This is a genomic window from Mycobacterium conspicuum (genome assembly GCF_010730195.1).
Taxonomy (GTDB): Bacteria; Actinomycetota; Actinomycetes; order Mycobacteriales; family Mycobacteriaceae; genus Mycobacterium; species Mycobacterium conspicuum.
Genome location: NZ_AP022613.1, coordinates 1826965 through 1852181, shown reverse-complemented (window position 1 = coordinate 1852181; position 25217 = coordinate 1826965). Strand labels below are relative to the sequence as shown.

Sequence of the window (25217 nt, the reverse complement as noted above, 5' to 3'; positions counted from 1 at the left end):
TGACCTGCGATGCTGACCTGCGATGCTCCCGGTTATCTCGCGGCGGTTCCGGCCCGGCTTGTCACACGATCCGCTTCATTTCCTACGAGGCCGGCGATCAGTGTTGACCGAGGGTCTCCAGGCATCTTGGCGGCGACATCGCGCTGCACGAAATCAGTCGAGGTGCCGGTCGACATCCATCCGTTGGTGGAGTATGCGCACCACATTGATCACGTCGCCGGTGACAATCCGGTAGTAGAGCGTGTGCGATCCAACAGCGTGCTTCCGGTAGCCAGGGCGGAGTTCGTCGCAGGCCCGTCCGATCATAGGATTGTCGACCACTCGTTCGATCGCGCGCTGGATTTCACGGACGTATTCCTCGGCCTGATCGTCATCCCAGCGCTGGCAGGTGTAATCCCAGATCTGTTCCAGGTCGGCGCGGGCGGCGGGCGAAAGTACATACCGGTTCACCGGCGGCGAGGTTGCTCAGCTCGCTTGCGCGCAACGAACTCATCGAAGTCGAATGGTGTCGGCTCACCACTTCGTTCGCCGGCGTCGAGTGCCTGGCGCAATGCGCGCAGGCGGGTCTCACGATCCTCAAGCAGCCGCAGAGCAGAACGCACGACGTCACTGGCCGAGCGGTAACGGCCCGACGCCACCTCCTCATCGATGAATGCGCTGTAATGCTCGTCGAGGCTGAAGGACGTATTCTTGCCCACATATCGGATGATACCAACTATTGGTATCCTCGCCTTAGTTGGCCACGGTAGCGGCTGCGAAGGTTGGCGGATCCGCCATCACGCCCACCATCGTTCGTGAAAGTCCGCCACGGATCGCGAGACCCTACACCTCTCATCACCACCACCATCACCACATCCCTGCGATGCTGCGGTACAACGCAGTGGCCTTGGGCAGCTGACTCTCGATCTCGCTCAGATAGGCCCTGCGGCCGTGGGCCACCGCCGCTTCAGCCGACGATTCGCCCGGGCGCTGCTGTAACCAAAAGATCGACTTCCAAATATCCGGTGACGACGGGCCGCCGTGGTGCGCGAGCCGGTCAAAAAACCCCGAGATCGCCGTGTTCGGATTGTTGCGGCCCGGATAGCCCGCATCCTGCTGAAAAATGCTCCTCCACAACCCATTCGGGCTCACAGCCCGAGGGCGCAACCCGCTTTCTTGCATCGCCGCAGACAAGATCGCGATCGTCTGGTGAGGCGAGTAGCCGCGGCGCCGGGCTTCATGGATGATCGCCGCCGCCACCTCGTGCGGAGTGGAATCCAGCGTCAACCCGCCTAGCGGAGTCCCCACATCGCCACGCGGTGCCGCTTCAGCGCTGCGCGATCCACGCGCCCTACGCGCCGATCCAACCAGACGGCTCCAACCCCCTGGCGAACTTCCCAAGCCAGTCAACCCGCTCAATCCGCTGAGGCCGCCGCTGCCCGACGTCAAACCGCCCGGCCCGGACAGCGGCCTACCCCCCATCCCCGCTGACCCGATGCCGCGATAGCCCGCGGCCAGCTCGCGGAGCCGCAGCGCCAACAACCGGTTTTGCGCCGTGGTCTGATCCAGCTGACGCTGCATCGCCGCCAAATGCTGATCCATCGTCGCCATGATCAACTGCGCGCCCGCCGGCGAGCGCCCCAGCCCCGCGGTCGCCGCCCCCACCGCGCGGGCCCGATCACGAATCAGACCCGACGCCGCCCGGCCCTGAGCGCCCACCGCCCCGCCGTCGGTGATCGCCTGCCCCGAGCCCTCATCAAGACCATCCGTACCCGTCTGGGCCTGCTGGTACGCACCACCAGCAGCCGTAGCCCCACCAGTCAGGCTGCTGTCCCCACCCGGGGCGGCCGGCACCGCTCCCCGACCGGCGCCGGCGGCAAACACCTGCCCACCCTCACCGCACCCCCCGGCCGGAAACAACCCATGACCGCGAGTCAGCAGCCGATCAACCCCAGCCACGAACTCCGCAACACTCACCCACCAAAATTAACCTGAGCAAATCCCCCCGGCCACAGCCACGCACCCCCCAGTTTCGGCGCCCGGTCAGTGGCCGCCCTGCGGATAAGTCGGCGGCCCCAACGGCCCGTACGGCCGATATGGTTCCGGCACCATATCCCCGTGCCAAAGGTAAATCCCTGAACCCGGCAGGTACTCGTCCCAGCCGTAGGGCGGCGGATCACCCGCCCACCCCGGCGGATAGAACTTCGCGCCGGGAAAAGCCGACTGCGGCACCCATACGCCCGAGTTGGGGCCCAACTCGATGTAGGAGTCGGGATTGCCGTGCTCGTCGACCACCGTCGGCGGACCGAGGGCGCCCGGCGGAAGCACCTTGTAGTCGGGGATCTCATCAGACCTCACGAAATAGTGCGGAACCTGATCCGGATCCTTTGTCCTGTCGTAAATATCCACCCACGGCGGCGAATCAGGAAAGTTCGGCGGACCCAGCCCACCCTTGCCGGCGTAGTACGGCATATGGTGCTTATCGCCAGGCTTCCACTTACCCGACGCGTCCAGCGGCACCGCCGGCGGCGAATCCTTCGCCCCACTAGAGAGGGTCTGATACCCCGCGCCCACCTGCCGCAACGTCGCCGACACACCCTTGTACTGGCTCTTAGTCGACTGCAACTGTCCCTGCATCGCCGACAAATGCTGATCCATCGCCGCCATCAACAGCTGCGCACCAGCCGGCGACTTAGCCATCGGCATCAGCGCGGCCGCCGTCGTCCGGGCCTGGTCACGAATCAGCCCCGACGCCACCCGGCCCTGCTCACCAATCGCGCCGCCCTGGGCCGCGGCCTGCTGCAACTCCTCATCCAAGCCCGCAACACCGGTCTGCGCCTGCTGATAAGAACCAGCGGCTCTCACAACACCCACCTGCAAACCACTGCCACCATCAGGCGACCCCGGCATAGAGCCCCCACCCCCGGACGTAGGCAATGCCTCGCCCTCACCGCCAGCCGGATACAGCTCGTACGCACGCGTCAGCAGCCGATCAACCCCAGCCACAAACGCCGCAATACTCACCCAACAAAATTAACTGACCCAACCCCAGCCAGGCCACACCCAAGCAGGCCAAAAGTGCGGGCCTCATTGGTGGTATCGCCCACCTTCTGTTCCCATATATTTATGGCACCGATGAACTGCTCGACATCCTCAAGACCGAAATCTGGCCATTGCTCGACGATCGCTCCCCGATCAGCAAAATCGGAAGGTGAACAGGCACTCGGAGACAACTCAGCGACGGGAGCACCTGCTGAAACGGCTTAGGTCAACACCAAGTCCCTTAACGGCGCCCGCACTCCAGCAACCCAGGCCGCGTACACCACGTTGAGCAGGTCCGCGCCGTGCCGCTCCCAGCACAGCAGCGCCTCCAACCGGCGGCACTTAACGAATTCCCTTGTATAGCTGACGACCTGGTGGGGGTTTTCCACGCCGTTCAATCCTGGCCGCTGGGCCACCATCATGACCAGCGCGTCTTCGTGTTCTTCGCCCAGCAACGCCCACTCTTCAGCCTTGGGCCAACGCTGCGCGACCAGCGCATGCGCCACTGACTGAGCAACCGGCGATAACTCCTCACCTGGAATCCCGAATGCCAACTGGCGGGTCAACTCTCGGCAATAGTCACGCACCATCGACTCGTCGGCTGCCACCAAGTCCGCGTACAGCGCCGCGTCCACGGTCTGCAGCCGATGCGACCGCGACGGCAATAACTCCGCAGCCGGATTATCCACCGCGCCAACCGGCTTCACACCAGTCGCTACCTTGGTCACCGCCGGATGCTCCGCCAAGAACTCCGACGACCACGCCCACGTCGTAGCCACCGCGCCCACGCTATCCCCACACTCCCGCGCCGCCCGCACCGCTTTATCGGCCGGGTTCACCCAGCCAAACCAGCGGGAATCGAACTCTTCGCTATGCCCGCCAGCCACCGGCATCGTCTTCCGCAAGAACACTCCCGGCGGGATGTAGGCGTCACCGTCGTTAGTCGCCACCCACAACGTCGGCATCCCCGAGGTGTTACGGCCAACGGCCACAGCCCAATCCAAGCCAGGATCAGTCACGCTCGCGGCTCCGGCCAGCTCGGCCACCGCCATCGTCGCCAGCTCCAGATCCGACGCAGCCAAATCGCGGCGCACCGCCGCGGCTTCACGCCGGCCCGCTACCGGCATCAACCCAGTGCCCGGCCCAGACCCTGACGACCCCCCACCGGCCTCAGCAGGAAGCGACGGCGCGGCCGGCGCCGAACCAGCCGGCGGCGCACCCGACATGCCCTGTGGAGGAAGAACCGACCCATACGACGTCAAGCCGCCGCCCGGAATACCAGCCGCCGGTGCGGGCGCCGGCGCCGAAGCAGCAGTCGGGGGCGCAGCAGGCACCGGAGCAGCCGCTGGCGCCGCCGACGTCGGAGCCGTCTCCACCGGTGCGGCCAACGGCGTCAACGGAGCTTGTGTCACAGGCGGAACAGCACCCGCCGCCGAAGCACCCGCGGCCAGGCCGCGGCCGAAATCCATCCCCAACGACTGCATCGGAGATCCCTGCAACCCAGGCGCACTCAACCCAGTCGGCGTTGCCATCCCCCCGGGGAAACCCCCGAAACCACTCATCAGCCCCTGCAACGGGCCCATCGGAAGCCCGCCGCCCGGGCCCCCACCAGGCATACCCGGCAAACCCGGCAACCCGCCACCCATCAATGACGTCAACGGGTTATGACGCGGATGCGGTAACCCATCCGAGGAAGGCGCCGATAAGGGACCGCTGGGTAACGTCGGCTGGTTTCCCTGGCCACCGGACGACGCGGGGCTGTGGACTCCGCCGCCGCCAGTTACGGCTGGCGACGCACCTGGAGCTGGTCCGGGCGGCGTATCGCCATCCGAGGATTGATCTGACGATGTGTCATGCCCCGCCTGTCTAACTTTCGGGCCCCCGGCGGGGCTTTGGGCGAAGTGGTTGGTGAATTGGGTCGTGTATTGGGTGGCGAAGGCCTGCAGATCAGACGAGTAACCCTGAATCGTCGTTCGGTGCGCAACCAGGATCACCGCCAGCTGCGCGAGCGACTGGCCCGAGCGGCTGCGCAGAAACGCCTCGGCCTCTTTGTGCGCGGTATCGCTTTCGTTGCTCATGAGGCGCTTCGTCATACCGACGTCACTCGACGCCCGCTTGAACAAGCCGGACGCAACCCTGCTGACCTCCGCTTGTCTGAATTTGATCGACGCTGCCTCGTTGTAGGCCGTGCGAGCAGCGTCTGCGCTCTTACCCACCCAGGAACCGCCGTCGAACACTCCATTGGCGGCCTGGCGGGCGTCCATTGCGTTGTCCTCGTACAACTTTGACTCGTCAAGGAGGGTGTCAGCATCATTCGCCAGATGCGTTTCGGAGTCGACCGGCCACACAAATGGCTGGAAGAGGATGTGGACAAACGGCCCTTGCGGCTTCGGGTGATCACTGCCACCACCGCCGTCAAGATGCGGAACTCCTACTGCCAGTTTGGAAATCGGCTTCGCCGCATCAAACAGCTTCAGTAGCCGCTCTGCTTGCTTGTTATTGCGCTCCGCCCACCAAGAAGGAACCTCGTCTCCGCTCGGACCTGCTACCCCCGCCATCGACGCCTACCGCGGCAAACCGCAGGCGTCGAGTAGGCCATTGATCGCATCATTTCGAACGTCGGTTAGCCGGTTCACATCTGGCGTAAGCGTGTTTCCCATGGCCGCCGTCGTCTGGTCCAGGGTGGCGCCGATGTATTTCCTTGCTGCAGTGGCAGTCTCCGGTGGCACTGACGGCACAAGCGCGTTCTGGACAGCGGAGGCGCTATTAAGAGCACGCAGAGCAACTGGCAAATTCAAGTTTCCCTGCACGCGAAGTCCGCCTTGTCCTTCTTGTCCGCGTACTGACGTATCGAATACTTGGCACAGGTGATCTTTGGCTGCAAGCGCATCAGCCGCGCTGATTTGCGGGGTTGTCGGCGCGGACGGCGACGCTGGTGGTGCAGAGGATGGTTGCGCGGCCGACTGCGTCGCGTTGTGCATCGCCGCGAACGTCACTAGTGACCCCGTGGCAGCTGAGACCACGATGGCGAGCGGCAGCCCCAGTGCGACCCATAACCAGCCCCGCCGGCGGGGCTTTGGACCTTGGGGAAAGACGCTTGGTAAAGGGGTACCGGCGGATGGCGCAGTCGCCGCTGGTGCTGGGAACGGCGCAGGGATGGGAGGCGTGGGTGGCGTAGGCAGCGTCCCGGATGGCGTCCCTGCCCTCGACCATGGTGATGAAGTGTCCATGTGCCGCTCCCCCGTCGTTACGTGGTCAGTACGCCTGAGTTGCCGGATTCAGTTGTTTCAACCGTCGCGATGCTGAACGCTCGACTGTCAGTGTTCGCCGCAGCACGGCCTTCTGTTTGGCCCTCCTCGACAGCTCGCGCACCGATCGCCGCGCCCACCAAGGAAGTCATGTAGCCACCGATGCACAGGCTGCCGAGATTTGAGCCGGATTGTTGACCTACTACCTCATCCGCGGCAGACAGGCCCGCCTCGGTATCGGCCGCATCCATCGTGAACTTCGCTGCCATGCATTACATGCTAATGCCCCGTTTCGCGCTGCACATCGTCTAACCAGCACGGACTCGAAGCGCTGGCGAGGTTCGCTACGAAACGGAAGATCCGCGTCGCGGCATCCGTTTTGCGCCACGCCAGCTGGCGCCGTGGCTTTCACGCGGAATTGTGTACACCGCGCCCGGAGGACCGCGATTACCGCGACGAGGAGTGCTTGAAAGGTCGTGACCACGAGGCGATTTCGACTTAGGTCAGGAGGGCCAGACGCGGGTCATCGACCCAGGCGTCACCTAAGACGCCGTAGGCGCTCCAGAGGCTCAGCGCTGGTGCGGCCGGGCCGCTGAATCGCACGGGGTGGGTGGAGTCGAAGCCCATCGTCAAGGTCCACTGCTGCAAATCGGGATAGAACTCTGTGCATGCTCCGAACCAGAAACTGACCAAGCCGTGCGGCGCGGTCGTGCAGATGAGCCGGTCGGTTGTCACGATCACCGCGCACGTCTGGTGAAACCGCCACTGAGCGGCGCCCCGCTGCGCCGCGGCTGCGTTGCGGCGGTGATTGACCACGCCTTGGACCGCCAGCGCGCCGAACATGACCGCCGGACGGCCCGCGACAATCAACGGCAGCGGTGAATACCGGCCATCGCCGCCACAAAAGCGGCTGTAGTCGATCTCAGCGCTCAGCAGCGCCCGCTCCCCCGGTTCGAGGACCGGGCCGTACACCTCGATCGGCGTCGGCGACCGGCCGGCCCGCAACGCTGCCGCGCAACCACGGCAGTAGTCCCACCACTGCTCGGCAGGAGTGCGCGGCTGCCAGGCTGCCCGTGGTTGGCGCGCACGGTGAGATCCACCAGCGGGGCCATCGGGAACGCGGGCTGTCGACGGCGCCCGGCTGACCGGAAGGTTATGCCGCTGCGATGGTGGCATTCCCGGCATGGAGATGTCGAACATGACCGCACCGTACCTTTTCGATGTGACACCAACCCCCGATCAGCGAGCGCCGCGCCTTCCACCAAGCACATGCACAGCGGCGCGGCATCGACTCAAGGACGAATCTCCCTCAGCTGGGCCAAAATTCGGATCGCTTCGGCGCGCTCATCATCTCCTAGCCAGGGCAGCATCCAAATCAGCGCCTCCTCGGTCTCGCGGGATGCAGCGCTAAATTCATCGTCCATAGCAGCTCGGGCTGCCTCGGACATGTGGTCGCGGTGCTCGAAGAACGCCTGGCGCATCGTGACCAGTCGCTGAGCAACGGCGAACCGTTCGGCTGCGACCCTAGCGGTATCCCCGCTGACGGGCGGTGGCGCAGCACCGGCGCCCGGGGCAGTGACCACACGAGGTGCACTGCCGTCTAAGACAGCGTCGATAGTGCCGTCTTGCCACTCGATCGCCCGTTCCAAGGCTCGGCGCAGCCGTCGACTCAGCCGGCCTGAGCGGTTGGTTTCCACGGCGCGCACCGTGGCCACCGACAGGCCCCCGCGCTCGGCGACATCCGTCTGGGTCAGCTTCAGCTGTTTGCGGCGACGTCGTACTTCGTCGGCCAGCCGCTCCCAGGACATGACCCGTATCTTGCCCGACAAACCGCCAGATTTCCCCATCCGCGCCGCTAAAACAGAAGATTCAGCGGTTCGGGCTACCGGTGATGTCAGCGCTACCGAGCCAGCCACGAAATACAGTCTGACATGCGTCGACACCGCTTCCTGCTACTGGCTGTGCGGTAAGAGAGGGCGTCCATCCCCAAAATTCTAGCGGTATAACCGCTAAAACGCTAAACTATCTGTTAGATTAGCGGTAATTCACGGTGTTCCGCCGCAGTGAAGAACCGACGACCTACAGGAAGGACGCCTCCGATGACAACCGCGCTCACCCCCCCGGCCGATACCCCCAACACCGTCGCCAGACCTTTTGCGTCCTTCCAGATGCGCGCCGACGTGCGCCTCTTCCAGACCAGCCAAGACTTGGCCTGCCAAGAAGACCCCGAGCTGTTCTTTAACCCCCGTACCAAGCATCGCGCCATCAAGCGCTGCGCCGAGTGCCCCTTCAGGGGCCGCTGCGGCTACAACGCGGTGGCCACCGGCGCGACGCACGGCGTCTGGGGTGGAGTGATTCTGCCCGGCGCCCAGCCCAAGGCACTCAAGCCGGTCTATGCGCGTCTGGCCGCACAGTTCGAGCAGCGCCGACAGACCGAGCTCGGTGACCTTAAAGTCGCCCCGCTACCTGACCTCATGGACGACGACGAGACCGACGACGACGAACCCCTGATCTTTCAGGCCGGCGCCGCCTAGCCGCACAGGAAGGTTCCCATGAGCTCCGTCACTGCCGAGCATCCCGCGATCACCAGCGTCGACGACAACGGCACCGAACGCATCACGGTCTTTGATGACGACACATCGGTGATTTGCGGGGCATTTCGACCCGTCGGTCACCTGTACTGGCGGCTCTATCTGGCCACCGGGGTGGCCAGCGCCGGCTGCACCGCCACCCAAACCCCACCCCCGCATCTTCTGGCAGCGCGCCGCGAGGATGCGTGTCGATGGGTCGAGCTAATCGCCCACCTTTACACCAACCCTGCCGCGGTAGGTGGCTAAGCAGCCTTGCGTGCCCAGCTCCGCGCCGCGGCCCGGCGCCTGAGGCATTTCATGACCGATCCGGAATTGCCGGTATCGGCCGGTGCGCCGCTTATTGAATCACTCAGCCCCACAAGGAATCTCACGATGGCCATTCACGAAGGCTTCACGAGCATTCACCAGGCACCCCTGGTCGACCAAGTGAGCCGCGAACCGCAGCGGGTAGCCGGCCCCGTCGGTGCACCACCCGACACCGACGCGCTCAACGGCCCCGACAGCGTGATCGACGGCGCGTTCGTCGGTCTCATTCCAAGCTGCGTGAGACCACGAACGGCCACGTAGCCCTAACCCATCGTCAGCTGTAAGGCTGCCCTTGAGCCCCGCCTGCGACCGGGAGCTCACCAGTCGTCGCGCAACGCCTTGAGCTCATGCCAGGACGACTCCGGCCCCCAATACCGGTCGATCACCGCATTGCTGGCCTCGCGTAATCGCTCATTGCCATCGCGCAACACCTCGGTGATCAAGTCCTCCAGCCCCGCGTGGGTGTAATCAGTCAGTGCGGTCGGCTCGATGAACAGATCGCGCAAATAGCCATCGCGGTCGAAGGAAGCCACCACCACGTCGCTGATCGGGTCCCGTTCGCGCATGTTCTGGACGGCCGTGTTCAGTTCAGCCATCAACGCCCGTGTCACTCGAAGCCCCTGGTCGACGGCGGCGATCCTTTCCTGAGGGGTGCTCACGGCTTCTTCCGATCATCGGGTTTCGCGCGGCCTTCTCTGCGGTTTTTGACCGGCTCACTGTTGGCCGGCGCCACCACTTTCAGCTTGCGCTCCTGGTAGAGCCGCTTATTGTCCGCCTCGGAACCCTCACCCCCTCCGCCCCGCATGGGCGGCATCATCATCGGACCCATGGCGCCCATCCCCGGCGCGGGCGCTTCTGGCGCGACCGGAGCTGACGGCGCCGAGACCGGCGCGGCCGCCGCCGGCGCGGCGGCGACTTCGGTCGGTGCTGCCAGCGGGACCTCCCCGCCGGCCGGCTCGGTGGCAGCTCCGCCTCCCCCAGCACCCAGATCCCCCGGATCCGACAGATCGCCTGCCGAAGGCGGCTGCGGTGACTGGGGCGACTGTTCGCCGCCGTGCTGCGGTTCACCACCGGGCGGATGCTGGCTCGCACCGCTCATCATCGGCCCGGCCGCCTGTTCCATTCCCTGCAGCGCCTTTTGGCCCGCACCGGCAAGGCCACCGAGTACACCACCCAGGCCGCCCACCACGCCGCCGATGATCCCAGGAATGACTTCTGAGGGCAGTGAGCCCACCGTCTCCGGCAGCGCATCGGCCAGCGGATTCGCGGGGCCAGCTAGATCAGCAGCCCCGGGCGGCCACGTCGGCCCGCTAGTCAAATCCTGTCCCACACCCGGACCTCCCTGCACCGGGTCCAGGGGTGCGCTCTTGGGCGAGTGCTCTGCTTCCCGCTGCGCCACCGGCCCCTCCCCGGAGCCCACCGGCGGCGCGGCTGGCGCCACATCTGGGCTCGGGCCCGGCGGCGGCGTCGGCATCTTGGGCTGTGGAGCCGCCTCGGAGAACGTGTAAGTGCTAAACCCCGCCGTCGAGGCCTGATAAAGCCTGCTGACCTTCACTTGGGCATTAACCACAGCAAGCCGGTGAGCGCCACCGGCGCGCGCATTGGACTGCAAAGCCGCTTTCAGCTCCCGCTCGGCGTCAAGCACATGGCGATAGGGCGGGACATCGGTGAGGGCTTTGGAGAAGTGCTGCACATGAACCTTGGCCTGCTCAGCCAGGCCGTCCACATAGCGGGCGTGGCCCTGATACCACGTCTGCAGCGCCCGCATCCTTGTCGTGGCCGCATCCGCCGACGTTGACTGCCAGCCATCACCCGTCATGCCGATGGCCGCGCCCAGCTGATCGGCAGCGTCGCTGAGCTGCTTGGCTTCGGCGCGCAGGCTTGATTCCATCGCCTGCCAGGTCTTCTTGCCCGCGCCGGCGCGGCCGGTCTCGATCAGGCGAGCAATATCGCGCGGGCTTGCCGGGACTTCACCGGTACCCACGCCGCCAGACACCAGATCCGCTGGCACCACCTGCCCTGCCGGCAGGGTCCGCCCGGCGGGCACAACCGCACCGGCGCTCCCGGTGCCCAGCGTCTCGGCCGACTGCGCTTCCTGGTCGTCATAGGCGCCGGCGCTGGCATCGAGCTTCACCCCGAACTGGCGTGTCATCGCGTTGGCCATCACGGTGTATTTGCGCGCCAAGGTCACCTGCGCGGTGAAACGGATGCTCGCCCCCACCGACACCACGTCCGATGCGCTCGGCTGCACCTGAGCCGAGCCTGGCGTTGCGGTCGCGCCAGCGGCATCTGCCTGGCGCGCCGCCGACCGGACGACCTCGGTATCAACGCGTACTGAATCCGCCACCGCGTAGCCCTTTAGTTACGTCTGCAGGATTTGCTGGCTGTCGCCTTCGGTCTGCTGGTAGGAGGCCAGGCTCGACCGGATATGGCCGGCCACACCCTCGCAATACTGCCCCAGCGATTGACCCGCCTCCCTACGCGCCTGCAGCGTCTCGATGAGGGCCTGACGCACCTCCCAGCCGATGTCACCGAAGCGTCGTCCCACGCTTTGCGCCGTGCCGGGATCGACAGTGAGACGTTCTCGCACCCGTGGGGCCTCTTGATCCCACCACTGTGCGTGCTGATTCCACGCGTCGAAATCCAGCATCACATCGTTGCCGGCCACCGCACACCTCCCATTGCACTGGCTATTTGCTAAAGCCTAACAACGGCTCAGCGGGCTACGCATCGGTCGAAACAGGTCAAAAATCGATGGTCCGCCGATATTCGTCGACATCGGTCAAACTTGGCCACCCCGGTGTCGTCGGCAGCGCAGTACCGTGCTCCTCAATGACGCGCATGCGTTGCTCGGCGCGCGCCCGCATCAACGCCAGCCGGTGGAGCCGCATAATCCGGTCCGCCAGGACCTCTGAGGTCCACGAGCGGGTGACCTCCGGCTCGAGTTGGACCCGCAAGCCCTCTCCCTGCCAGTCGAGCTCCACCATTAAGGCGCCATCGGATGACCATTCAACGACAGTGGGAAAGACTTCCACTTCCTGCTGGTGCTGCTCGTCGGTCACCGCGACTCCCGCATCGTTGCCCCACATTTAGCTACCGCCGGTATTCGTCGTTGTCGGCTGGCCGGCCGGTGCAGCGGTGCTCGGCGGCGGCGAGGCAGGCGTCGTTGTACCGGCCAGCTGAGGTGGATCGACCCACCCCAGGAAATCACCTGTGGGCAGTGCACTTTGCGGTTGTAGCTGCCCATCAAGCCAGATTTTGCCATTACCCATATACATGACCGGGTCACGACTCTTGAATTGCGCGATTTGACCGGGCACCAAATGGCTCGGATCGGCAGGTGCGGTCACCGGTGTTCCCGGGGGCGGCAACTCCACGTGGGCCTGCTTCCACCCATCGCTGACCGTCGCCCCGTTGAGCACCGCCCGCACCGCGGCGGCATGTTGGGCCGTCGTCGCCGTCACCGCAGAACCATCGGGCATCTGTACCACCCGGCTCGGGTCACCGCCCGCGCTGGCCGGCACAGCGGCCGGCGGGGCCGGCTGTGTGCTCGGCTGCGGTTGAGTCGTACCCGCCGGCTGCGTCGGCGCGTTCTTATCGCCGGTGCCGTCCTTGCCGGCTGACGCGGCGCCGTTCTTGCCGCCATCGCCGTCACCCTTGCCGTGCGACCCGTCTTCGAAATCGTCGGACTTGCCGTGGTCGTGACCGTCGCTGTCTTTAAATCCGTCCCCCCCGCCCTGGCCGGCCAAACCACTCGCCAGCGGGCCCATCGCGCCCAGCGCATCCATCGGCAAGGATCCTGCAGCGCCGCCCAGCGCGCCAGGAATCGACCCCAGCCCCGCCATCGCCGGGCCCAACATCGACAGCGGATCGCCCAGGCCCGCCCCGCCAAGCCCGCTCAGCCCAGCCAGCGGATCAGTCAGCCCGCCCGGACCGGCACCTGTAGCGGTTCCGCCCGCCCCGCCCTCACCACCGCCACTGCCGCCGCCATCACCGCTGGTGTCAGCACCGCCCCCATCACCACCCCCGGCGATGCCTGCGTTGCCCTGGTCCTTCGAATGGCCTCCGCCGGCGCTGTCGCGGTACTCATCACCGAGCGCGGAAAGCAGCTCAGCCTGCTTCTTACTGTCCACTTTGGAGCTGTCGAGCAGTTGTTGAATTTGGGCGAGCTGACCGTCCAAGAACTCATTAAACAGCGCCATCGCATGCGGGTCATTGGCCATTTGCGGGTGAGACGTCAGCGCGCGCCGCGCCGTCTCGATGCTGCTGATGATGGCGCCGATTTTGGAGCGAGTGTCGTCGTTGGTGGCGAAAATTTGTTTGAGCAAGCCGGCCAGCTTGTCATCGGTCTGGGTGAGCGCGCCGCTGGCCTGCTGATAGGTAGTTCCGGCGTGATCGACGCCCTGCTGTAACCCGCTGGGGCCGTTCGGCACTGGCAGAGCGGGCCCCCACGGCGGCGCCCCGGCCGGCGGCGCTGGCAGCGCCCGCTGGGGCGGCCCATCAAACTCATCGCCACCCTCACCGTCGTCATCACCGCCGAAGATCCCCGTCAGGTCGTCGAACAGGTCATCCAAGACGTCGAATAAGCCCATGGCGCGCCCGAATCCCCTCTACACGCAGGTCGCTGGGCAAAACGCTACCGCCGCCTGCTGGCGCTATGCGACGGTCGCGCCCAACCCGTTTCGACCCATGCTGCTCCGACGAAGTCCTCACCGCCCGCCAGGGACGGGCACACCGAGCACAATCGGCGCCGCGTCGCGGATTTTGCCCACATTGTCGTGGTGCAGCTCGATCTCCGGCTGGGCACCGATGGCGCGAAGCGACATCGGCGGGCGGCATTCGTACAGATATCGCAAAGCGTGCGCGATCTTTGTCGTCGTCACGTTCCGGCAATAACCATCCTCGTGCATCTGGGCCGCCGCCGCGCGCCATTTGTCCATCCTGTCCACCGCCAGTTCGAGCGCACGGTCGCACAACTGCGAGGTGGCGTCGGGCGGGGGCGTGGGATTGAACCGCCACAAGATGGCGGCGATATGGGTCGTCGCGAGTAAGGCCCCGGGTGGAACACAGGCAAGCCCCGCCGACCCCCACCTCATCCATAACACCATGTGCCCGGTGGACAGCCACGCATGCAAAGCATTACCGCCAACGCTCACCAAAGCCGCGGAGCTAAGGACACCCCACAGGAAAACCCGGTTCCAGAACTGATCCCGATACGGCGCCAGTGACACAATTCCCAGCGTCGCCAGGACGATCGTCCCGTCGATAATCAACGGCCATAGCCACGACGGCCAGCCGGGCCACGCCGCCATCGCCGCCAACTCACGCAAGGACGTAAACGACAGCACAAAGCTGACCGTCGCGATCCCGATCGTCAACCCCCCAGCAGCACGGCGACTTCTGCGAACAAGGTGTAACGTGCGGATCTCGTCGTCGGTCTGATCTGCTTCCCTCGCAAGCCGCGGCTTAATCGCCGGCCGCCCGCGACGACGCGAGTTGGCCTGCATACGGCCGCTGGGCCCGGCCGCCGGTGCCAGGTCGTCCATCGGCTGAGGCTCAACGCCGGTTTGTGCTGCTACCGCGGCACCGTTTCGACGGGTGTCAAGCGTGGTCACTGCGAGATTTCCTTCGCATAAGACGGACGGGCGGAACGGGCGGTCACCGTGGGAGAGGCCAGAAAAGCGGCGTTGAGTCTTCCGTTCAGGCCTGCAGTGGTTGGGCTTACAGCTGAAACATACAGCCGGCGGCGGCGTTACGCGTCGCTCGCCGGCTGCGGATTTTCAATCCGACTCGCAATACCTTGTGACACCGTGCCGCTGGGCGGCTTCGACCTGGGCCTGCAACACCCATCGCCGCAGCGATTCCGCACCGACGCCGACCTTCGGGCCGATCGACTGGCAGGCGGCATACACCGACCGATACTCCTGAAGGTGATCGATCACCATCTTCACCCGTGCGCTCACGCTGCTCGACCGGGTAATGCTTGGCCATAGTCGCCATCCTTCACACAGAAGGAAGTTGCACCAAACCCGGGATGCTTCTCTCACCGTCTTCCGAACTTGACGACTCTGGCCATGGCCACGCGACGGTAGAGACGCGTCAGTTTGGGGCGCGATCGGCCTCGCGTAGCGGATTTCTCTCAAAGTAACGCTCGATCGGGAATTAGCGGTAAATACTGCTTTGCAACAACTTTGGTTCGTGCTGCGCACATCGATATGCGTGGCGAAGAACTTTCCTTTGACCGTCGCCTGAGCTCTTCAGCCTTCGTACAGTGGGGCAATGAGCAGCCTTAGTAGTAAGCATGACCCAGTTGGTTCGGTCATTCCGACCATGCGCACACAACTGCTGACTGTCAAGGACGCCAGCGATGCGGTACGACTCAGCCGAGCTTCGGTGTCGTCGTCCCCGAAGGCGCGAACTCGAAAACCGTTGCCGGCCACCGCGAGGGGGATCGGGTGCACATCCGACCGCGATCGCGATCGTGTACTGCTGCACCGAGTCGATCCCGGGTACCGCAACGCACCGCCTCGGGACGAGCTCATCATGCGTGCTGTCGCCCAACGCATCTCTCGGAAATCCGAACACTGCGAGTGGCTTTTGACTGCCGCACCATCAGGCCGCCAACAGATTTCGGCAAGCGGACAAGAAGGGCATCAACCGTGACAATGGCGATGGACGAGGTGTTAACTGCGGGTGAGGTGTCACGCATGACGGGCATCCCGGTCTCCACGCTGCATGACTGGGCGGCGAAACGAGAGCGAGGAATAGAGTCGCCCGGGCCGAATCACTGCAAATTGTCATCCCGGCATCGGCGCTGGATGCGCGCTGATGTGGTGGAATGGCTTGCCGCATCGAGGTGTTAAACGGTGACGATTCGCAGGCGAGAAGCCAACTCCGGCACGCGATGGGACGTTGAATGGTTGCTGCCGGACGGGGCCAAGCGGTCCAAGACATTTAAGACCCTGCGGGCTGCGAAGTTGTTCGACGGCGAACTGCGGTCAGCCCGTGAAGACGGCGAGACGGTCGACCCACGCGGCGGCAAGCTCGAGTTGCGTGTGGTGTACAAGAGCTGGCTTGCCTCCCGACCTGATCTGTCGCCGAAGGTGCGTCGTGGCTACGAGGACAACTGGCGCCTGCGGATAGAGCCAAAGTTCGGCAAATGGCCAATCGGCCGAATCTTGCGAGAAGACGTGCAGGAATGGGTCAACGAAATGACCGCCGCAGGCCTAGGGCCCCGCACGGTGCGCTGGACGCACAGCGTGCTGCGGATGACGCTGGACCACGCCATCACAGACAAAAAGCTGCGCGGCAAGAATCCCGCATCCAACGTTCGGTTCCCGGCAATGGGCCAAACCAGCCATGTCTACCTGACCGCGGTGGAGGTCACGAAGCTAGTCGAACTATGCGATACGGCCACGCCCGAAGACTCAAGAGCCGCAAAGCAAGGCGACGTGGTGCTGATACTCGCCTACACCGGATTGCGGTTCGGAGAATTGACCGGACTCAATGTCGAAGATGTCGACCTGCAGGCGCGGCGCATTCGCATTCGCCGATCGATCACGCAGTTGTCCGGTCGCCTCATTGAGGGACCGCCAAAAAGCCGCGCCGGCCGCCGCAGCGTGCCAATTCCGGAACGGCTGGTGCCGATCCTGAAACGACGGATCGAGGGGCGTCCGACTGGGGAACCGGCGATCATGTCGCCGAAGGGCTCGCGGCTCGGACTCGAAAACTGGAAACGTGCCGTTGCCTGGCGGACAAGGATCGCCGAACTCGGGCATCCCACGATGCGCGTGCACGACCTCCGACACACCTACGCCTCTTTGTCGCGATCGGCCGGCGCCGATTTGAAACTCCTGCAGGTGACGATGGGCCACGCCTCGATCGTGGTCACCGCGCACACTTACGCCGATCTCTACGACTCCGACCTGGATCGTGTGGCGGATGCGCTCGACGGGCTCGGCGGCTAACCGTGGCGGCGGATAAACGGCGGATAATCCAGGCCGTTGTCGGTGATGGATCGAAATCCGGACAGCGGAAAAGGCGATGACCTGTACTGATATTTGTGGTCCCGGCTGGGATCGAACCAGCGACCTTCCGCGTGTGAAGCGGACGCTCTTCCACTGAGCCACGGGACCGGCGCCGAGAGGCGAACGACGTCGAAGACTAGCACGAACGACAGGTCAGTAGAACTCGCCGCCCGTGTCGGCCCTGGGCGCGCACGGGCCGAGACACGCACTGTACCTACGGATTTGTGTGCGCCCGGTCACGTGGACTATCGTCGTCCTTCGCACCGGACGACGATCTCGCCCGTTGCACGCGGACGTAGCGCAGTTGGTAGCGCATCACCTTGCCAAGGTGAGGGTCGCGGGTTCGAATCCCGTCGTCCGCTCGAAGGTGCAAGTGGCATCAATCCCTGCGGTGGAGTGGCCGAGTGGTGAGGCAACGGCCTGCAAAGCCGTGCACACGGGTTCGATTCCCGTCTCCACCTCCAAATTCGACTCCCAAGCGCGATTAGCTCAGCGGGAGAGCGCTTCCCTGACACGGAAGAGGTCACTGGTTCAATCCCAGTATCGCGCACCAGCATTCTTGCAGGTCAGAGGCAGTTTTTAGGCCTACGATTTTGCCGCGTGCCAGATACGTGCCAGATTGTCGTTGGCGGCCTCGGTGTCAGACCCATCGAGGAGAGTGCATCGCATGACTACTACAACCACGTCTGATCCCAATCTGCCCATCCCTGCCGGCGCGACAGCCGGCGAGTGGGATTCCATCGACAACGAAACGGGCTTACTGGTCCGGTCTCTGGTCTGGTCTGAGCACGACACAGGGAGAGTCGGCGTCAACGTCGACGGCTTCCAGGACGCGAGCGGCGCCGTTACGCGCGGTGTCTCGATTTACGACGTGCCGGAGGGCGATTCATTGACGGCTATCGAAGCCCGCGAACTCGCTGCTGCGCTTGTCGAGGCGGCCAACGCGATGGATGCACTGCAGTGACGACGAGCACCTGGCGCGATCTGGCCGACGAGCTGACACCCGCGCAGATCGCCGAGATGGAGAAATGGGAGTCGAAGTTTCCCGATGAGCAACAGGGACTGCTCACCGAGGCGCGCCAATACGCCGCCGACAACCTCGTCGACGCGGTGATGTTTCCGCACATCACAAAACCGCTTGATGCCCATGAGGTTTACGGCTGGACAGAGCGCGCTGGCCAATGGTCGCGGGAGTTCGTCGGCACGACCCGTGAGCCCGCGAATGGGTTCGCAGTCGCATTGACCGGGTTCCAGTGCGGCGACGGACGGGTTGAGCGTTACGGGCGACTGTATGGTCCTGATCGAGATCGGTTCACCTCCGATGATTTGAGGGCCGCGGGCGCCGCGTTGATCGAGGCGGCCGACGAGCTGGATCGGCTGAACAGGTAGCCGATGCCGGTGATTTTGGCGCTGCTGGCCGTGGCGTTCGTCGTCAAGTTCGTGTGGCTCTTGGCGGCGTTCGCCACGGCCGCGGTCATCGGGCGAGCGGCCGGGTGGTGGCTAGGGCGGCGCGATGACCGCATGGCCGCCGAGCGGCAGCGGATAGCCGAGCTGTGCGCGCGGGCGGATCGGCAGCACGCCCAGGTGCTCGCGGGCGATGAGCGGGGCGTGTACGGCGACTACCCACCAGCCTGACGAACTATCGCCGCATCACGCCTTAGCCTCGGTTTGGCTCACTAAGGTTGCTGAATGTGCCAAACGAACCACCGCCGGACGCTGTGGTATTACGTTTTACTCCCATGAGCCCAGAGGGCCTTCTCAATAGGGCCGCACTGGATGCGCGGCGCACTGATGGCAAAGGCCACCACACTGCCTCGGTGTGGGCAGACCGCCCGCGACCAGGCGAAACGCGAGAAGACGTGATAAGAAGACTCCTTGAGGCCACCGAACTTCACGGTCTCGATCCAGCCAGGAATCCGCACCTGTGGTCTTGCACATCAGCCCAAAAGCTGCTGGACGAGGGTTTTTCCTTCGAGAAAGACGAGTACGAAGGTGAGCCTGACGAACATTATTCCGTCGTTCTTGGAGACCCGCCTACGCTAGAGGACACGACGCGATTCGCTGAGGCGTTCACCAAGGAGAGGAGGCCAGATCAAGGTGACTGAGATCATGATTGATCCGAACGTGCGCGTTGCTGGCGGCCTGACGTTCTCCGGATACGAGGACGTGCGCGGACCTATGCCGGTCGCTGGGCAGCATGTTCTGGTGCGGGAACCGGAGGCTAATCTCGTGGCCGTCGGGATCGTTGACCGCGTGGACGAACGCGACCGACTTGTCTATGTTGCTGTGGATTGGACACAGTTGGCTCCGGACCGCCTGCCGACGCCAGAGCAGTTCCTGGGGATACTCCGAAGCCAAACAAGGCCGCCGTTCGAGCGCCTTGACGCCCCGGCCATGAGCGGCACCAGCGCCAGAACTGCATGAGCGACGTTGCCGATGGCGCAATCGTGAGCTTGTTGCTCGCTGATTTCGCCAACATAGACGCAGACAAAAAAGTAAATATCATCGGCGCCGGCATCAGCATGGTCGGAATCGATCCCAACACCCAATTGACTGCACCTCATGCCGTGGTGGCACGGATCTCATTCCCACCCGAGTTTGTCGGTGAATCGCCCGCGATCGAGCTTTCGTTGGAGCATGAAGACGGCAGCTTAGTAACGCTGCCAGGGCCGGACGGCCATCCTCAGTTCCTGCGCGTCGGCACTGCCGACTCTCTGAAGCCGGCAGTAGCGCCAGGTATGAATGTGCCGCCCAACACTGTCCGGCCGTCCCACCAGTTTGTGATGCATTTCGCGAACGGCTTACCGCTGCAACCGAACAAGCGGTACACCTGGCGCGTCAGGGTCGATCACGACACCCACGATGAATGGACCGAAACCTTTTACGTTCTCACCGCGGATCCCGGAGCGGTATTCGGTTAATGCACCTCAAGCAGCTCGCCGCGCTCGTCGAGCAAGAACGTCGCCCCGTAGTGCCGGCCGCCGTGGCAGTAATCAGCGCACGGCAGCCCGGCCGCGAACAGCGCCCGCATAATCTGGGCCGAGGACACCCCCGCTGCGGCACCAGAATTCAACGCTTCCTCGACCTCGTACGTCCGGCCCGAAATCCGCCACCGCTTTAACGACCTCCGGTATTCGGCGAGCAGCAGCCCTCGCAACCCAGATGTGTTCGTGTTCGTGACCCGGCGTGGCATCAGGCACCCCGCCAACGCGTGCTGATGGCCGCTCGCGCCTGGTTGACGCCGGGAACGATGGCCGGCGAATCGGGCACGTTGGTCTTGATGCGTGCCAGCGTCTGGTTGATCGCAAGGTGCAGCTGCCGAAGCTCGCTGAGCAGCGGGTTGGACACCTGCTGGCCCATGCTTCCAGTCATGTACATCGGCGCGCCGGCCAGCTCGGCCTCGACAGCGGCGGCCTGGTCGACCAGCTTGCACGCGCTGCCGAGCCAATTGCGCTCGATTGCCGTCAAAATCAGGCCATCTTCTGCGAGCTCGGCGGCCACCGAGCGCCACAATCGGCGACCATGAGCGCCGAGGCCGCGCGGCGGTTTCTCCTGCTTGATTGCCATTTCGGTCCTGTCGTAGCTCGGCGCGGAAAACGGCACGGCGGCCGGAGCGTATCGGGCCGCGCGGCTGCTATGGCGTTCCGGGCGGCGATGGGTCGTCGGGGGGTACCCTCCACCCCCTTCTGACTGCGAGGATGGTGCGCTGCGCGGTGTCCGCGCCCAGCGCCGCGGCGGTTGATAGGTAGCCGCCGCGGCGCAAGCCTCTTCCTACGCGGCAACGACGCTGAACGTGGCACCCGTCAAGCCAGCGCCGTTGCCGGTGAGCGTTCCGCCCGGTGAGGTAACGGTGTACGGGCCGCCGTTGCTGCCGGTGACGGTCCAGTCCGATGCTGACCACGCGTCGTTGAGGGCGGCGAGTGCACTTTTGACACTTGCCGCGGTTGCCGTGTAGCCAATATTCGCGGTTGTCGCGCCGTTGTACGTCAGGGTGAAGTTGCCGCTGCTGGGCGACCCCAACGTGACCGTCCATGTCGACGGCAGCGCGAAGATGCCGACGCGATCAGGCCGCACCACGGCGTGCCCGGTGCGCATGAGGGCGCGCACGCCGATCGAGTCGCTGTTGAAGTACATGTCCGCGCTCGTGGCGACCATAAGCGGCGACACCGCGGAAACGATGGCACGCGGGTCGATCAGAAGCCCGGTCATGCTCGGCGCTTCGGGATTGACGAGCACCGGGATCGAGAGCAACCGCGGCTCGGCGTCGTCGGTGCCGGCGCCCAACAAGGTGGAGTTGTAGCTGCTGCCGATCTTGAGCTTGCGCAACGCTGCCCAGGTGTCGGGTGCGAGCACCCAGACGGTCGGGAAGCCGCGGTTGGCGCGCACGGTGGCCTCGAGGTCGACCAGCGCGTCGAGGTCGTCGGCGACACCGCTTTGAGTGACCAAACCGCTGGTGTTGCACAAGCCCGTTGCGGGTGCGACGGCGGGACTGGTTGGTGCCGGCTGCGCCAGGAGCGCGTTGTCGGCCTTGTAAACCATCGAGCGCGCCACGCTGTTGCTCAAGTGCTCATCGGTGCCGTTTTGCGTGTACTGCTCGCGCGACATGCGGATCAGCAGCGCGATTTTCTTGGTGTACACCAGAGCTTCGGCGAGATCGGGCTGGGCTTCGTCGATTTCGGCGGCCTCGTCGATGAACTCGGCGGTGGCGTCGTCGGCGTAGGCCACACGTAGCGACGGTGCGTCACCTTCGATCTGGCCGGACACGGTAGTGATGCTGAAGATGAGCGCGCTCGGGATGACGGTTTCGGGCGCGAAGCTGTAGAGATCGGGGCGCCATGCGGCGGCGCTATTCGGGGTAGTGGCAGTGAAAGCCATTGTGCGGTCCTAGGGTTGCGCGTGAACTGTCCCACGGGCGTGGGCGAACAGTTTTGGTTCTCCGTCGCCGCTCGGCGGTGTGACGGTGCGCAACCTGGCGCCTGCGTTCGGGAGACCGGGCCACGGACCTGATGGCCTCCCGAACGCCAGCATAGCTGTCATCGCACCCGGAACGCGTCTTTGAGTTGCGGCGGCGCGGCGACGGAAGCGCCCGAGCTGCCCTGTGCGCGGTTGGGTGTGAAGCCGCGCGGGATGTTGAACCGCGTTGCCGTCGCTTCGATGAACGCATCGACGGCGCCCACGTCGAGTTGTCCGGTGTTGGCATCGAGCAAGCTGTCCACGTCGATGCCGGCGGCGTCGAGCAGCGCCGCGTCCATGCCGCGCGTGGTGGCCGCGCGCCAGTTGATGAACGCGCGTCGCTGCTCGGCGAGTTGGCCGGCCAGGGCGTCACGTTCGGCGCGGGCCTCGTTGCGTTCGGTCCGGTAGCGAGCCTCGCGGCTCCCCCGGCCGGCGTCGTCGCTGTCAACCTCGGTGTCGGGTCCGGCCGCGTTGGCGCGGATCTCGGCTTCCACCGCGGCGTAATCCGCGGCGGTCGGTTCGTAACCGCCGGCGTCACCAGCAACGGCCGTGGCCGGTTCGGGCGCCTGGTCGGCTGATTGCGTTGTGGTGCTTGTTGTTTCGCTCATGATTATTTGTCCCTCTAGCTGTCTTCGGATGGTTGGGCGAGTCCGCCGATGACGATGTTGCGAATGGCGGCCAGCCCGGCGCGCATGTCGCCGTTGCCGACCACCAGGGCGGTGGACTGGATCAGGTAGACCATTCCTGCGGCGACCGTCGGCCAGTCGGTGCGTGTGACGGTGTCGAGCGAGACATGTTCGGACTCGTCGGCCAGTCGGCATAGTTCTATGAGTTCGAGCGCTGTCGAACCGGCCTGGCGGAGCGCCTGCTCTTCGCTGGGATCACTTGGTGACATGGTGTTGTGGTTTCCTTTCGGTGATTTGGCGGGGTGGTACAGATTCGATGGCATCGGCCAGGGCGGTCGCCAACTGGATGGCCTCGGCCACGCTGAGGTCGAACTCGAACGCGGGACCGAGCTTCAAGGTGATTGGGCGCGGGCCCCCGCTCGCCTTGGCGAACGCGGCCGCGGCGAACCGCTTTGGTCGCAGCCTCATTGGGCACCCCGCGTCAGTTGGCACTCGGCGCAGCGGCCGGCAGCGATCGAGTCGACGTGCTCGAGCCCAGTGCCGCAATCGGTGCACAGTTCGGCGTCTGTGCTCTGTGTAACTGGTGTAACCGACGATTCAGGAGGAAGGTAGCGCGCCCACGCATCTTCGAATTGACTACGCGCGTAGCCTTTGAACACCCGGTCGCCGTCTCGCTGCGGTTTCGGCTCGATGCCGTACTTGCGTAGCAAACTCGCCAGGCGCCGGGCGTCAATCGGCTCACCCTTGCGGATGACGGCCCAAACTCCCTCGTCAATCTCTTTGAGGTTTGTTATTAGCTGATCGGTTACAAATCGGGTTGCGCCGGTCTGGTCGAACACCGTTCGGACGTCGCGCAGCAACATCACACCGAGGCTCTGCCTTGCGTTGGACAACTCGGTTACAGCGGTTACAGCGGCTACGCGAGCCGATTCCGGCCAGTGTCCACCCGCCTGATCTGCCACGATCAACAGTGCTTCCCAGACGTCTGCGGCGCGATCTGTAACCGATGGCGGCATTTCGGGCCACCTATCGGTTACATCTGCGGTTACATTTGCCGCCCAATTGGCGAGCCGGGCGGCGAGTGCTGCGGCCTCGGGCCGGTTGATGCGGTGCCGCCAGGGCTCGACGGGCTCGCTGGGTGCGCGTCGCTTCATGCGGATGACGACTGACCTCGTCATGATCGTGTCGGGCAGGTCGTCGAGGCCGGCCAGGGCGACGGCACAATACGCGTCGATTTCTTCAGTCTTGACCAGACCGCCGCGCACGGTGCATCGTCCGGCCACAGCGCCTTTGCGATGCCCGGCGTTGAGCATGCCGCGGATGTCCTCGTTGTCCTTGGCTTTTGGCCCGAACACGGTGTCTATTTCGTCGTAGAGGATCGTGGGTCGGCGGCCGTCGTCGCCGCGCTCGGCCACCTTGCGGAACAGGTAAGCGGGCGTTGTGTTCACGGCGTGTACGGGGTGCGGCACTAATGGCTCCGTGACTTCCAACGCGCGGGATTTGCCGCTGCCCGGCTCGGGCGACAGGAACGCGATACGCGGCGTTGACTCGAAAGCGTCCGTCAGCCATGCGTGCGCGATCCACAGCGTATGAGCGTCGAGCGCGTGCTGGGTGGGATAGATGACAAATCTGGCGAGGAAACTGCGAATGTCGTTGAGTAAGCGTGCTCCGTCGTCGGGTTCCGGCTCTGGCTCTGGCAGGGCCGCTGGTTCGGCCGGTCCCGGATCGTCGGCCGGCCAGGGCGGCTCGGAGTGCACCGCAGCACCATTAGTGCAATGGCGTGCGACTGCATCGAGCGCCTGCTGACGCAGCGTTTCGGAGTCGTTCATCCGATCTGGCCGCCGGTCAGTTCGTGCAACTGCTCGGCGAACGCGCGGTCGTCACCACCGCGACGCCAAAGAGCCTGCAGCACTTCGAGTTCGAGCAATGGGACTTCGCCGTTGTCGAGAATATGCTCGGCCGCTCTGCGCCCGGCATCGATCATCTGTGTGGACAATGGGGGGTCTGAACACCGGCACGGCCACGGATCTGGACATCCGCAATCGAGTGGCGCCAGACGCCGCGCGGCGGCGCGCCTGCGACGCAGTTGACATAGCCGATCGGTAAAATAGCCGCGGGTGTCGGCGGTGTCGTGGCTGCTGAATCTGCTGGTGGTCGTGGGCCGGTCGTCCTGGTGATGCGGGACGCCGGCCCCGACTTCTTTCGGGGGACTCACGCTGCACCGCCGAATGGCTTCATGGCAGCGTCGATCTCGTTGAGGTCAACGCGGACAAGCCGACTGCCCGAACGGTAACCAGTAATTCGGCCGTCGGCGATCATCTGCCGAACGGTGCGGTCCGTAACTCCGAGGTATTCGGCCGCGTCGGCAAGCTTGGCGTAGCGGCGACCGTTCCCATTGGCACTTGAAAGGCAAAGTTGGGCTTTGTTTTTGGGCACAGCATCTCC

Annotated in this window: 34 protein-coding genes, 4 tRNA genes and 1 pseudogene; 13 read left to right on the top strand and 26 right to left on the bottom strand. The window is 64.7% G+C overall.

All coding sequences use genetic code 11. The features are described from left to right. Positions 1 to 153: 153 nt before the first annotated feature. The 4 genes from G6N66_RS09085 to G6N66_RS09070 form a co-directional block, all read right to left on the bottom strand. Positions 154 to 450: a type II toxin-antitoxin system RelE/ParE family toxin gene (locus G6N66_RS09085; RefSeq protein ID WP_085233073.1), complete on the bottom strand. Its 297-nt coding sequence runs from the start codon at positions 448 to 450 to the stop codon at positions 154 to 156. Beyond that, entirely contained in the window at positions 447 to 698 is a 252-nt protein-coding gene (locus tag G6N66_RS09080) for a type II toxin-antitoxin system ParD family antitoxin (RefSeq protein ID WP_066911550.1), read from the bottom strand. The genes G6N66_RS09085 and G6N66_RS09080 overlap by 4 nt, the downstream gene beginning before the upstream one ends. A gap of 148 nt (positions 699 to 846) precedes the next feature. Next, the gene (locus G6N66_RS09075) at positions 847 to 1956 is read right to left on the bottom strand and encodes a hypothetical protein (protein ID WP_163645800.1); all 1110 of its coding nucleotides are present in this window, start codon (positions 1954 to 1956) and stop codon (positions 847 to 849) included. Between the two features lie 66 nt (positions 1957 to 2022). Next, positions 2023 to 2844, bottom strand: coding sequence for a hypothetical protein (locus G6N66_RS09070; protein WP_232079243.1), 822 nt, complete (start codon positions 2842 to 2844; stop codon positions 2023 to 2025). A gap of 272 nt (positions 2845 to 3116) precedes the next feature. Between G6N66_RS09070 and G6N66_RS30250 the strand changes: the two are divergent. Continuing rightward, positions 3117 to 3246 (top strand): annotated as a pseudogene (locus G6N66_RS30250) (hypothetical protein); the annotation flags it as partial. On the opposite strand, the gene G6N66_RS09065 reads toward G6N66_RS30250, so the two are convergent. The 5 genes from G6N66_RS09065 to G6N66_RS09045 all read right to left on the bottom strand — a co-directional run bounded on the left by G6N66_RS09065 (position 3243) and on the right by G6N66_RS09045 (position 8212). After that, positions 3243 to 5579: a hypothetical protein gene (locus tag G6N66_RS09065; protein WP_163645799.1), complete on the bottom strand. Its 2337-nt coding sequence runs from the start codon at positions 5577 to 5579 to the stop codon at positions 3243 to 3245. The pseudogene G6N66_RS30250 and the gene G6N66_RS09065 sit on opposite strands and share 4 nt — an antisense overlap. Before the next feature lie 6 nt (positions 5580 to 5585). Beyond that, positions 5586 to 6017, bottom strand: a complete 432-nt coding sequence (locus G6N66_RS09060) for a hypothetical protein (RefSeq protein WP_139825414.1) — start codon at positions 6015 to 6017, stop codon at positions 5586 to 5588. A 251-nt stretch (positions 6018 to 6268) separates the two neighbouring features. After that, positions 6269 to 6538: a hypothetical protein gene (locus G6N66_RS09055; protein ID WP_085235139.1), complete on the bottom strand. Its 270-nt coding sequence runs from the start codon at positions 6536 to 6538 to the stop codon at positions 6269 to 6271. A 229-nt stretch (positions 6539 to 6767) separates the two neighbouring features. Further along, on the bottom strand, positions 6768 to 7469 hold the full coding sequence (locus G6N66_RS09050; RefSeq protein ID WP_139825413.1) for a hypothetical protein: 702 nt from the start codon (positions 7467 to 7469) through the stop codon (positions 6768 to 6770). Between the two features lie 92 nt (positions 7470 to 7561). Continuing rightward, on the bottom strand, positions 7562 to 8212 hold the full coding sequence (locus G6N66_RS09045) for a helix-turn-helix domain-containing protein (RefSeq protein WP_139825412.1): 651 nt from the start codon (positions 8210 to 8212) through the stop codon (positions 7562 to 7564). A 156-nt stretch (positions 8213 to 8368) separates the two neighbouring features. Here G6N66_RS09045 and G6N66_RS09040 point away from each other — a divergent pair, with 156 nt between their 5' ends. From G6N66_RS09040 to G6N66_RS09030, 3 genes are read left to right on the top strand one after another with little or no spacing between them, the layout of a single operon-like run. Next, on the top strand, positions 8369 to 8803 hold the full coding sequence (locus G6N66_RS09040; protein WP_083067030.1) for a WhiB family transcriptional regulator: 435 nt from the start codon (positions 8369 to 8371) through the stop codon (positions 8801 to 8803). Between the two features lie 18 nt (positions 8804 to 8821). Next, a complete protein-coding gene (locus G6N66_RS09035) occupies positions 8822 to 9106 on the top strand; it encodes a hypothetical protein (protein WP_085235136.1) in 285 nt (94 codons plus the stop codon). Between the two features lie 51 nt (positions 9107 to 9157). After that, positions 9158 to 9427 carry a hypothetical protein gene (locus G6N66_RS09030; protein WP_139825411.1) on the top strand — a complete coding sequence of 90 codons (270 nt, stop codon included), beginning with the start codon at positions 9158 to 9160 and terminating at the stop codon, positions 9425 to 9427. A 56-nt stretch (positions 9428 to 9483) separates the two neighbouring features. On the opposite strand, the gene G6N66_RS09025 is transcribed toward G6N66_RS09030, so the two are convergent. The 7 genes from G6N66_RS09025 to G6N66_RS08995 form a co-directional block, all read right to left on the bottom strand. Beyond that, positions 9484 to 9825, bottom strand: coding sequence for a hypothetical protein (locus G6N66_RS09025; RefSeq protein WP_139807450.1), 342 nt, complete (start codon positions 9823 to 9825; stop codon positions 9484 to 9486). After that, positions 9822 to 11513 (bottom strand): PPE domain-containing protein, encoded by a 1692-nt coding sequence (locus G6N66_RS09020; RefSeq protein ID WP_139825410.1) that lies wholly within the window; start codon positions 11511 to 11513, stop codon positions 9822 to 9824. The genes G6N66_RS09025 and G6N66_RS09020 overlap by 4 nt, the downstream gene beginning before the upstream one ends. A 15-nt stretch (positions 11514 to 11528) precedes the next feature. Beyond that, a complete protein-coding gene (locus G6N66_RS09015; RefSeq protein WP_081235377.1) occupies positions 11529 to 11834 on the bottom strand; it encodes a type VII secretion target in 306 nt (101 codons plus the stop codon). 76 nt (positions 11835 to 11910) lie between these two features. After that, on the bottom strand, positions 11911 to 12228 hold the full coding sequence (locus G6N66_RS09010; protein WP_139807452.1) for a hypothetical protein: 318 nt from the start codon (positions 12226 to 12228) through the stop codon (positions 11911 to 11913). Positions 12229 to 12255: 27 nt separating this feature from the next. Beyond that, the gene (locus G6N66_RS09005; protein WP_085235132.1) at positions 12256 to 13758 is read right to left on the bottom strand and encodes a DUF4226 domain-containing protein; all 1503 of its coding nucleotides are present in this window, start codon (positions 13756 to 13758) and stop codon (positions 12256 to 12258) included. A 117-nt stretch (positions 13759 to 13875) separates the two neighbouring features. Continuing rightward, a complete protein-coding gene (locus G6N66_RS09000; protein WP_163645798.1) occupies positions 13876 to 14673 on the bottom strand; it encodes a DUF2637 domain-containing protein in 798 nt (265 codons plus the stop codon). Between the two features lie 273 nt (positions 14674 to 14946). Then, positions 14947 to 15129 carry a hypothetical protein gene (locus G6N66_RS08995; protein ID WP_139807415.1) on the bottom strand — a complete coding sequence of 61 codons (183 nt, stop codon included), beginning with the start codon at positions 15127 to 15129 and terminating at the stop codon, positions 14947 to 14949. Between the two features lie 957 nt (positions 15130 to 16086). Between G6N66_RS08995 and G6N66_RS08990 the strand changes: the two genes are divergently transcribed. Further along, on the top strand, positions 16087 to 17133 hold the full coding sequence (locus tag G6N66_RS08990) for a tyrosine-type recombinase/integrase (protein ID WP_232079241.1): 1047 nt from the start codon (positions 16087 to 16089) through the stop codon (positions 17131 to 17133). A 96-nt stretch (positions 17134 to 17229) separates the two neighbouring features. Here the strand turns inward: G6N66_RS08990 and G6N66_RS08985 are convergent. Beyond that, positions 17230 to 17301, bottom strand: a tRNA-Val gene (locus tag G6N66_RS08985). 181 nt (positions 17302 to 17482) lie between these two features. Between G6N66_RS08985 and G6N66_RS08980 the strand changes: the two genes are divergently transcribed. The 8 genes from G6N66_RS08980 (at position 17483) to G6N66_RS08945 (ending at position 20114) form a co-directional block, all read left to right on the top strand. Continuing rightward, a tRNA-Gly gene (locus tag G6N66_RS08980) sits at positions 17483 to 17555 on the top strand. Between the two features lie 28 nt (positions 17556 to 17583). Continuing rightward, positions 17584 to 17657 (top strand) — tRNA-Cys (locus G6N66_RS08975). A gap of 14 nt (positions 17658 to 17671) precedes the next feature. Further along, positions 17672 to 17746, top strand: a tRNA-Val gene (locus G6N66_RS08970). A 114-nt stretch (positions 17747 to 17860) separates the two neighbouring features. Then, complete coding sequence (locus tag G6N66_RS08965; protein ID WP_085235129.1) at positions 17861 to 18157, top strand: hypothetical protein; 297 nt, start codon at positions 17861 to 17863, stop codon at positions 18155 to 18157. Continuing rightward, positions 18154 to 18582, top strand: a complete 429-nt coding sequence (locus G6N66_RS08960; protein WP_085235128.1) for a hypothetical protein — start codon at positions 18154 to 18156, stop codon at positions 18580 to 18582. The genes G6N66_RS08965 and G6N66_RS08960 overlap by 4 nt, the downstream gene beginning before the upstream one ends. Before the next feature lie 3 nt (positions 18583 to 18585). Then, the gene (locus tag G6N66_RS08955) at positions 18586 to 18828 is read left to right on the top strand and encodes a hypothetical protein (RefSeq protein ID WP_085235127.1); all 243 of its coding nucleotides are present in this window, start codon (positions 18586 to 18588) and stop codon (positions 18826 to 18828) included. 462 nt (positions 18829 to 19290) lie between these two features. Beyond that, complete coding sequence (locus tag G6N66_RS08950; RefSeq protein ID WP_085235126.1) at positions 19291 to 19617, top strand: hypothetical protein; 327 nt, start codon at positions 19291 to 19293, stop codon at positions 19615 to 19617. Further along, positions 19614 to 20114, top strand: a complete 501-nt coding sequence (locus tag G6N66_RS08945) for a hypothetical protein (RefSeq protein ID WP_085235125.1) — start codon at positions 19614 to 19616, stop codon at positions 20112 to 20114. The genes G6N66_RS08950 and G6N66_RS08945 overlap by 4 nt, the downstream gene beginning before the upstream one ends. On the opposite strand, the gene G6N66_RS08940 is transcribed toward G6N66_RS08945, so the two are convergent. From G6N66_RS08940 to G6N66_RS08900, 9 genes are all read right to left on the bottom strand, one after another. Next, a complete protein-coding gene (locus G6N66_RS08940) occupies positions 20111 to 20386 on the bottom strand; it encodes a hypothetical protein (RefSeq protein ID WP_085235124.1) in 276 nt (91 codons plus the stop codon). The genes G6N66_RS08945 and G6N66_RS08940 overlap by 4 nt on opposite strands. Beyond that, entirely contained in the window at positions 20386 to 20796 is a 411-nt protein-coding gene (locus G6N66_RS08935) for a P27 family phage terminase small subunit (RefSeq protein ID WP_085235123.1), read from the bottom strand. Before G6N66_RS08935 ends, G6N66_RS08940 begins: the two co-directional genes overlap by 1 nt. Positions 20797 to 20964: 168 nt before the next feature. Continuing rightward, positions 20965 to 22068 carry a phage major capsid protein gene (locus G6N66_RS08930; protein ID WP_085235122.1) on the bottom strand — a complete coding sequence of 368 codons (1104 nt, stop codon included), beginning with the start codon at positions 22066 to 22068 and terminating at the stop codon, positions 20965 to 20967. Between the two features lie 158 nt (positions 22069 to 22226). Next, positions 22227 to 22754: a hypothetical protein gene (locus G6N66_RS08925; protein ID WP_085235121.1), complete on the bottom strand. Its 528-nt coding sequence runs from the start codon at positions 22752 to 22754 to the stop codon at positions 22227 to 22229. 14 nt (positions 22755 to 22768) lie between these two features. Further along, positions 22769 to 23041, bottom strand: coding sequence for a hypothetical protein (locus G6N66_RS08920; RefSeq protein ID WP_085235120.1), 273 nt, complete (start codon positions 23039 to 23041; stop codon positions 22769 to 22771). Beyond that, positions 23028 to 23240: a hypothetical protein gene (locus tag G6N66_RS08915; RefSeq protein WP_085235119.1), complete on the bottom strand. Its 213-nt coding sequence runs from the start codon at positions 23238 to 23240 to the stop codon at positions 23028 to 23030. The genes G6N66_RS08920 and G6N66_RS08915 overlap by 14 nt, the downstream gene beginning before the upstream one ends. Next, positions 23237 to 24601 carry a DUF3631 domain-containing protein gene (locus tag G6N66_RS08910; RefSeq protein ID WP_085235118.1) on the bottom strand — a complete coding sequence of 455 codons (1365 nt, stop codon included), beginning with the start codon at positions 24599 to 24601 and terminating at the stop codon, positions 23237 to 23239. The genes G6N66_RS08915 and G6N66_RS08910 overlap by 4 nt, the downstream gene beginning before the upstream one ends. Further along, the gene (locus G6N66_RS29330; protein ID WP_232079240.1) at positions 24598 to 24756 is read right to left on the bottom strand and encodes a hypothetical protein; all 159 of its coding nucleotides are present in this window, start codon (positions 24754 to 24756) and stop codon (positions 24598 to 24600) included. The genes G6N66_RS08910 and G6N66_RS29330 overlap by 4 nt, the downstream gene beginning before the upstream one ends. Before the next feature lie 227 nt (positions 24757 to 24983). Continuing rightward, positions 24984 to 25208, bottom strand: coding sequence for an excisionase family DNA-binding protein (locus G6N66_RS08900; protein WP_232079485.1), 225 nt, complete (start codon positions 25206 to 25208; stop codon positions 24984 to 24986). Between the last annotated feature and the right edge of the window lie 9 nt (positions 25209 to 25217).

What these genes read in the sequence shown, in the direction of transcription:
- G6N66_RS09065 (WP_163645799.1), bottom strand. Translation starts at nt 5,579, where the DNA reads ATGGCGGGGGTAGCAGGTCCGAGCGGAGACGAGGTTCCTTCTTGGTGG.
- G6N66_RS09055 (WP_085235139.1), bottom strand. Translation starts at nt 6,538, where the DNA reads ATGGCAGCGAAGTTCACGATGGATGCGGCCGATACCGAGGCGGGCCTG.
- G6N66_RS09050 (WP_139825413.1), bottom strand. Translation starts at nt 7,469, where the DNA reads ATGTTCGACATCTCCATGCCGGGAATGCCACCATCGCAGCGGCATAAC.
- G6N66_RS09040 (WP_083067030.1), top strand. Translation starts at nt 8,369, where the DNA reads ATGACAACCGCGCTCACCCCCCCGGCCGATACCCCCAACACCGTCGCC.
- G6N66_RS09035 (WP_085235136.1), top strand. Translation starts at nt 8,822, where the DNA reads ATGAGCTCCGTCACTGCCGAGCATCCCGCGATCACCAGCGTCGACGAC.
- G6N66_RS09030 (WP_139825411.1), top strand. Translation starts at nt 9,158, where the DNA reads ATGACCGATCCGGAATTGCCGGTATCGGCCGGTGCGCCGCTTATTGAA.
- G6N66_RS09005 (WP_085235132.1), bottom strand. Translation starts at nt 13,758, where the DNA reads ATGGGCTTATTCGACGTCTTGGATGACCTGTTCGACGACCTGACGGGG.
- G6N66_RS09000 (WP_163645798.1), bottom strand. Translation starts at nt 14,673, where the DNA reads ATGCAGGCCAACTCGCGTCGTCGCGGGCGGCCGGCGATTAAGCCGCGG.
- G6N66_RS08965 (WP_085235129.1), top strand. Translation starts at nt 17,861, where the DNA reads ATGACTACTACAACCACGTCTGATCCCAATCTGCCCATCCCTGCCGGC.
- G6N66_RS08955 (WP_085235127.1), top strand. Translation starts at nt 18,586, where the DNA reads ATGCCGGTGATTTTGGCGCTGCTGGCCGTGGCGTTCGTCGTCAAGTTC.
- G6N66_RS08945 (WP_085235125.1), top strand. Translation starts at nt 19,614, where the DNA reads ATGAGCGACGTTGCCGATGGCGCAATCGTGAGCTTGTTGCTCGCTGAT.
- G6N66_RS08940 (WP_085235124.1), bottom strand. Translation starts at nt 20,386, where the DNA reads ATGCCACGCCGGGTCACGAACACGAACACATCTGGGTTGCGAGGGCTG.
- G6N66_RS08930 (WP_085235122.1), bottom strand. Translation starts at nt 22,068, where the DNA reads ATGGCTTTCACTGCCACTACCCCGAATAGCGCCGCCGCATGGCGCCCC.
- G6N66_RS08925 (WP_085235121.1), bottom strand. Translation starts at nt 22,754, where the DNA reads ATGAGCGAAACAACAAGCACCACAACGCAATCAGCCGACCAGGCGCCC.
- G6N66_RS08920 (WP_085235120.1), bottom strand. Translation starts at nt 23,041, where the DNA reads ATGTCACCAAGTGATCCCAGCGAAGAGCAGGCGCTCCGCCAGGCCGGT.
- G6N66_RS08915 (WP_085235119.1), bottom strand. Translation starts at nt 23,240, where the DNA reads ATGAGGCTGCGACCAAAGCGGTTCGCCGCGGCCGCGTTCGCCAAGGCG.
- G6N66_RS08910 (WP_085235118.1), bottom strand. Translation starts at nt 24,601, where the DNA reads ATGAACGACTCCGAAACGCTGCGTCAGCAGGCGCTCGATGCAGTCGCA.
- G6N66_RS29330 (WP_232079240.1), bottom strand. Translation starts at nt 24,756, where the DNA reads ATGATCGATGCCGGGCGCAGAGCGGCCGAGCATATTCTCGACAACGGC.